The sequence below is a fragment of the Paenibacillus sp. PAMC 26794 genome, assembly GCF_000316035.1.
Lineage (GTDB): Bacteria > Bacillota > Bacilli > Paenibacillales > Paenibacillaceae > Paenibacillus.
Window position 1 is genome coordinate 40,739 of record NZ_ANHX01000004.1, and the last position, 6,124, is coordinate 46,862.

The following is a 6,124-nucleotide window of genomic DNA, read 5'->3' on the forward strand; positions in this document are numbered from 1 at the left end:
CGATATTTACAATTTCCAGTTTCCGCTCTATAATCATCTGAATATGATTAGTTAAACATATGGAGGAGCCTGTCATCTGCAGGCCCTCTTTATATTTTTGGTCCATTGATTAGCAAGTCCATTCACTAGAATGGGTTATTTGAGTATATTTTGCAGGAGGCAGACATGAGTCCCATATATAGAAGTGAAGAAGGAAGAAGCAGCATACTTGAGGAGTACGAAGCCTATCTTAATGAACTGGGCGAGGGATTTACACGAGAGTATGTGGAGACACGGTTTGGACAGACGCATGTTTTATTGACAGGTCCTGAGGACGGTAAGCCTTTATTTATTCTCCAAGGCGGAAATTGTGTGAATCCCATGACATTGTCCTGGTTCTCTTCCTTGTTCAAAGAATACCGGATTATCGCCCCCGATACGATCGGTCATCCCGGCTACAGTGAGGAGACACGGATATCGGCACGATTTGATAGTTTTGCGTTGTGGATTTCCGACTTGCTTGATTATTATGAGATCGAAAAAAGTGCGTTTATCGGACCTTCTTTTGGTGGAGGAATTATTCTTAGACTGGCAACCTACATTCCAGAACGAATTGCATGTGCTGTATTGGTCGCTCCGGCAGGCCTGGCTGTTGGTTCCAAAATCAAAACCGTTCAGGATATCGTTCTTCCACTTGTTAAGTACCGGATGACTTCTTCACCATCTTCTTTACAAAAAATTACGGACAGCATGTCGTGCAACTGCATGAAAGAAATGGATAAAAACATCATTGGTAAAATTTTTAAGCATGTCAGTTTGGAGCATGATCTGCCCAAGCTCACGGAGCGGGAAGAACTGGTGAACTATACGTCTCCAACCTTGTTATTAGTGGGGGAGAAGGATGTCTTTTTCCCAGCGGATAAGTGTATTGAACGGGCTCAAAAGATTATTACGAATGTGCAAGCCATCAAGTATGATACAGGACATTTTCCTTCACAGGACGTATTGGTGCAGATGAACGAGGAAATCGGGCGTTTTTTACAGAATAATTATTAATAAAAGCTGTAAATGAAGGATGGGAAATGTTTTTCTCCAGTTTAATAAAGTAATTACATCCATCTGTCGATACTCTATATAAGAGAATGCTTTTCTTCTATAGAATAGTGTGGATAGGGATTAGCAGTAGATCGTAGAAGGCCTGATATCATTAATATTTAAATATTTCGCGTTAAGGTGTTTCAAATTGCATCATTTGGTTTATATGTATAGTTGGCGATGAATTGCTGACTGGTTGAACCAAATGATGCATTTACGCGGAAAGTCTTCCGATCGACAAGGTTGAAAAGAGGTCTGTTATGAGAAAAGACAATTGTAAAATGGCATTGCAGCGCAATGTGATTATAAATGATACATATCAGGTAAGACAGGTATTAGCCAGCAGTGAGTTGGCTATTGTATATGCAGGGCGAGATCGTAACACAGGTGCCAAAGTAGCCATTAAGGAATTTTTCCCACAGAGAATGGCTGAACGGCAGGCAGATAAGCGAGGGGTGTTCTGCTCTTCACGAGGGTACGGTGGGCAATATCAGGAGTTACTGGCTGCATTTCTACTCGAAGGTGAACTCTTATCGAAACTGGATCATCCTCATATTGTTTCGTATTTGGATCATTTTGAAGCGAATGATACGGGGTATCTGGTTATGGAATACTGCACGGGAATCACATTGACCGAGTATTTGAATGAACACAACCATGCTCTTGATGCTGCCTTTATAACGGAGACGCTGCTTCCACTGGTGGATACATTGGATTACATACATAAGCAAGGCATTCTTCACCGGGATGTGAAACCTTCCAACATTATGGTTATGGAGGATGGTACACCCAAACTTCTGGACTTCGGCTCAGCTACCCGTTGGCCTATGCAATCCGGAGAGAAACAGGTGATATTTACATCGGCAGGTTATTCTCCGCTGGAGTTCTATTCGGAGAAATCCAGTCAGGGACCGATGTCGGATATCTATAGTTTGGCAGCTCTGCTCCATTATTGGACATGTGGGCAACCCCCTATGGACGTGAAACAGCGGTTGTTCCAGGATGAATTGCCATCTGTTCGCTCACATAATGAGTATGTGAATCCTTGGCTCGCTCGTGTTATACATTGGGGGTTGACGGTTCGGTCTGAGAAACGCTGTGCTTCCTTAGCTTGGGTCAGAAGCTCGCTGCGAGTTCAAGCCTGGGTGTGGAAAGTGCGTAAACCTGGTACAGTGGAATGGTCTTTGGCCGAGAATGAACATACGCAGGTCTATGAAGTGGAGTCGAAAAAGCAACATGAGATGGCTTGAGTTATAACACCTCTTTTATAAAATGGTATGTTAGATGAGCATATTCGTACAACAAATTAAACCAAGTCGACTTGTAAAAGAGGAGATTTGGTTTTTTATTATTTATTAGTGTATTTTATGGAGTTCGTCTCGGAGTGAGCCAAACGATGAATCATGCCGGGATTAACAGCTCCACCTATAGATGAATTTGAAACGAATACCCCAACTCCGATACAATGTTCTCATAGAGTCTGAGAGAATGGATCAAATACGGTGCAGAAATGGAAAAAACCAATATGACTGAATTTATCAACGCTGACGATATTAATGACGTAATTCTGGCTGCGGCAGCAAACGAGTTGGAGCAGATGGTGGACAAAATGTGTGAGCTGATTGGCACGCCTTTGGAACAGACGACAGAACTGGAGCGTCAGGTCATGGCTGCTTTTGGTTTTGGCGCGGTGTATGGCATCACTCATCGGGATCAGCTGGCGGAGCCGCAGGCCCATGCCTTGAGCATTCGGATGTTGATTAAACCATTTAATTACAGTGAACAGCAGGCGGTTGATTTTGCCGATGATCTGATTCGGGTGGCTTCCGGTCGTGAGGTTCATCCAGTGATGAATACGATTATTCATCGCGGGATTGATGGACACCGCCAATTCAATCAGGAAGACGATGAAGGATTGGAACGTAACATTCAGGAGATTTTAACAGCGGTTCAATCGCAAAAATAGACGGTTTTATTAGATGTGGGGGATGATTGCATTGGATCTGATGAAATTAAGCAAGGAACTCTCATATGCTCTGCGACATGCACCATGGGAGTATGAACTGGAACTGGACGAAGAGGGTTGGGTGGAAATCTCGCAATTGCTGGTGGCTTTACATGAAAGTCCGCAGTGGAAGGAAGTCACGCAAGCCGATCTGGAGCAGATGATTCAAGCCTCGGAGAAAAAGAGACATGAAATCCGTTCTGGCCGCATCCGGGCATTGTACGGACATTCCACGCCCCATAAGATATCCAAGTCACCTGCTGAGCCACCGGAAACCCTGTACCATGGGACCCCGGCACGCGCAGTGCATTCTATTATGGAACATGGCTTACAGCCGCGGCAAAGGCAATATGTACATCTGTCCGCAGACATCGATACAGCCAATCAGGTGGGACGAAGACGGGATGATCAGCCTGTCATTTTGAGAATCAATGCTGCTCAAGCGGCGACAGATGGAATCCTCTTTTATCACGGAAACGAAAATATCTGGCTGGCCGATCACATTCCTGCACGTTATATTCTTGAGCAGTGAGCATTGACTGGTGAGCAATGAGTGATGAACTGTTGTGGAAAGTATAAATACCTATCTCGAATTGCAACAGTCGCAATGAATGGATTGAATGTGCATTCTTCCGTTCAAGTTGTATACCGTTGTATTGATCGTTAGCTACACAAAAAAAGGGACGCATCCAACATTTGTTGGTGTGTCCCTTTCTCATATCCAAAACTTACTTGCCTACAATTGCTTTAATACCTTCGCTAAGTGGCTGAGCCGGACGGCCAAGCAATTTCTCTAAAGTATCACTTTCTACAGCCAATGCGCCTTCACGGATGGCACTTTGCATATCAACGAGCATCGATACAACAAAATCTGGTAGACCTGCGCCTTTCATGATGTCAGCGTAAGCGGCATCGTCCACGTTTTGCACGTTGATTTCCTGCCCAAGCACTTCACCAACAATGGCAGCCAGTTCAGCTTGTGTGCGTAGTTTGCCAGACAATTCATATACGGTATTCTCATGTCCTTCGCCTGCGAGTACAGCTGCTGCAGCATGGGCGTAGTCACTGCGGGTAGCCCAGCCTACTTGGCTGATGTTGGTGGCATGAACCCAAGGTGCGCCTTGCGTAGCTGCTTGCACACTGCCTGCTTCATTTTCCAGGTACCAGTTGTTGCGCAGGAAGGAATACGGAATGCCGGATTCACGAATAGCTTTTTCTGTAGCGCGGTGAACTTCCGCCAGGGAAAGGGTGTTTTTCTCTGCATTCACAACGCTTGTATACGCGATGAAACCCACGCCTGCGTTCTTGGCAGCGTCAATGGCAGCCTGATGTTGGCGAATACGCGTTTCATTGTCACCATCAGTCGAGATAAGCAACAGACGGTCTACACCGGCAAAAGCCTTCTCCAACGTCTCCGGTTGATCGAAATCACCGTGACGCACGTCAACGCCTTGAGTGCGTAGTGCTTCCGCTTTCTCTGGATTACGTACACTTACTGCCACATCCATGGGCGAATTGTTTTTTAACAATGCCTCTACAACCAGTGAACCCAATTGACCTGTTGCGCCAGTAACCAAAATTTTCATTTTCTTTTCCTCCTATGATATGTGTTGTTGGTTGCATATGGTTGTAATCAAAAATGTTATAACAGGTTTGATTACAACGAAAGGGTTAAAAAAAGCTCGCAATGAGCTTTTTTATTCAGAGACATAAATCTGATCCATCATCTGCTGTATGGTTACACGATTCAAGCGCTGTTCCATGGCTGTCTGAGCCTCAATGAGTTCGGCACGCAAGGTGTGTTCAATCATGTTGCCGACCGGACATTTCGGATTCGGATGTTTGTGAAAGTTAAACAATTCCCCATCCTCCACGACCTCAAGCGCTCGATATACATCAAGAAGGGTAATGTCGGCTGGATCTTTCAACAAGGAAGCACCGCCCACACCGGGTCTGACGTCAATCAGACCAGCCTGTTTCAGCTTGGACATAATCCGCCGAATAATCACGGGATTTGTATTCACACTCTGCGCGATCACATCTCCGGTGCATTCATTGGGCATAACAGCGATCAGGGACAGGGTATGAACCGCAATGGAAAAGCGACTGCTGATTTGTCTCATGGGATAATCACCACCGTTGTAACTATAATAGTTACAAAGAGATCGGATGTCAATTCTTTTATATCATATGTTAATTGATAGTTGCTGTTGTTCTGGAATCGTAGATGATCAAACAGATGATAATTGAACTATCACCTATGTCAAATAAATGAGTTATGGTTCTTTTGAAGCGTTAAAAAAGAAGTAGGTTTCAAACCTTTTAATGTAATAATAGGGCTAAATTCCTATTATTTTCAAGTTAAATGGAACTATATGGTTTTCTTGTTTGCGTACAGAAGAAGAAAAATGACAAAAGCTTCGACATACTAGAAAATTATGTATCAATTGACAAATGTAAAAGCGATTATATAATGTGTTTAACTACAAGATTGTACATTTAGTTACAAATGATTCCAAATAACAAACGGTGGGAGTGGGACAGGCATGTGGTTTTTGGTTCTATGGTTGTTAGGTCTAATTTCAGGGGGAGTACACCTATATGTGTTAGGTTTTCCCGGGGAAATGAGCGAGATTAGCAGAGTATTGCTGCTTCATCAGTTTGTGGTTACGTTTGGATTGGTTGGAGTGATTGGTTATGTTGTCAACATTGCCAGAGCGGATCAGACAGCCAAAATGTTAGGATGGCCTGGTGGACCATTTCAGGTTAAATATGGTTTTTCCCAGGTAGGGCTTGGAGTTATGGGTATTATGGCCATCTGGTTCCAGGGGAACTTTTGGGTTGGTGTATTGGTAACGATGTACATATACGGATTAAGTGGTCTTTGGTCACATACTTATGTCATGATTAAAAATCGCAAGGCAGATGGAGACAGTATCGGGAATCTCATTATGGATGTGGTGTATCAAACGTTTATCACGGTTCTCTCCGTATTGGCTGGCGGAATCTGGGTAATGCACTAAGCTGTAACTGATTTTTTGCCTT

7 protein-coding genes are annotated in these 6,124 nt (G+C 44.0%); 5 read left to right on the forward strand and 2 right to left on the reverse strand.

Annotation, left to right across the window (positions count from 1 at the left end; translation table 11 throughout):
- Positions 1-165 precede the first annotated feature (165 nt).
- From D829_RS0101905 to D829_RS0101920, 4 genes are all read left to right on the forward strand, one after another.
- Complete coding sequence (locus D829_RS0101905; protein ID WP_017687141.1) at positions 166-1,035, forward strand: alpha/beta hydrolase; 870 nt, start codon at positions 166-168, stop codon at positions 1,033-1,035.
- A 299-nt stretch (positions 1,036-1,334) separates the two neighbouring features.
- On the forward strand, positions 1,335-2,324 hold the full coding sequence (locus D829_RS30245) for a serine/threonine-protein kinase (RefSeq protein WP_017687142.1): 990 nt from the start codon (positions 1,335-1,337) through the stop codon (positions 2,322-2,324).
- A 275-nt stretch (positions 2,325-2,599) separates the two neighbouring features.
- On the forward strand, positions 2,600-3,040 hold the full coding sequence (gene imm48, locus D829_RS0101915; protein ID WP_017687143.1) for an Imm48 family immunity protein: 441 nt from the start codon (positions 2,600-2,602) through the stop codon (positions 3,038-3,040).
- 31 nt (positions 3,041-3,071) lie between these two features.
- On the forward strand, positions 3,072-3,611 hold the full coding sequence (locus tag D829_RS0101920) for an RNA 2'-phosphotransferase (RefSeq protein ID WP_026080958.1): 540 nt from the start codon (positions 3,072-3,074) through the stop codon (positions 3,609-3,611).
- 196 nt (positions 3,612-3,807) lie between these two features.
- Here D829_RS0101920 and D829_RS0101925 read toward each other — a convergent pair whose 3' ends face one another.
- Both D829_RS0101925 and D829_RS0101930 read right to left on the reverse strand, forming a co-directional pair.
- A complete protein-coding gene (locus D829_RS0101925; protein WP_017687145.1) occupies positions 3,808-4,665 on the reverse strand; it encodes an SDR family oxidoreductase in 858 nt (285 codons plus the stop codon).
- Between the two features lie 111 nt (positions 4,666-4,776).
- Positions 4,777-5,202 (reverse strand): Rrf2 family transcriptional regulator, encoded by a 426-nt coding sequence (locus D829_RS0101930; RefSeq protein WP_017687146.1) that lies wholly within the window; start codon positions 5,200-5,202, stop codon positions 4,777-4,779.
- 423 nt (positions 5,203-5,625) lie between these two features.
- On the opposite strand from D829_RS0101930, the gene D829_RS0101935 reads away from it, so the two are divergent.
- Positions 5,626-6,102, forward strand: coding sequence for a DUF6790 family protein (locus tag D829_RS0101935; RefSeq protein WP_026080959.1), 477 nt, complete (start codon positions 5,626-5,628; stop codon positions 6,100-6,102).
- Positions 6,103-6,124 lie beyond the last annotated feature (22 nt).

Excerpts from the sequence above, each read along its gene's own strand:
- D829_RS0101935 (WP_026080959.1), top strand. The coding sequence starts at position 5,626 with ATGTGGTTTTTGGTTCTATGGTTGTTAGGTCTAATTTCAGGGGGAGTA.
- D829_RS0101905 (WP_017687141.1), top strand. The coding sequence starts at position 166 with ATGAGTCCCATATATAGAAGTGAAGAAGGAAGAAGCAGCATACTTGAG.
- imm48 (WP_017687143.1), top strand. The coding sequence starts at position 2,600 with ATGACTGAATTTATCAACGCTGACGATATTAATGACGTAATTCTGGCT.
- D829_RS0101930 (WP_017687146.1), bottom strand. The coding sequence starts at position 5,202 with ATGAGACAAATCAGCAGTCGCTTTTCCATTGCGGTTCATACCCTGTCC.
- D829_RS0101925 (WP_017687145.1), bottom strand. The coding sequence starts at position 4,665 with ATGAAAATTTTGGTTACTGGCGCAACAGGTCAATTGGGTTCACTGGTT.
- D829_RS30245 (WP_017687142.1), top strand. The coding sequence starts at position 1,335 with ATGAGAAAAGACAATTGTAAAATGGCATTGCAGCGCAATGTGATTATA.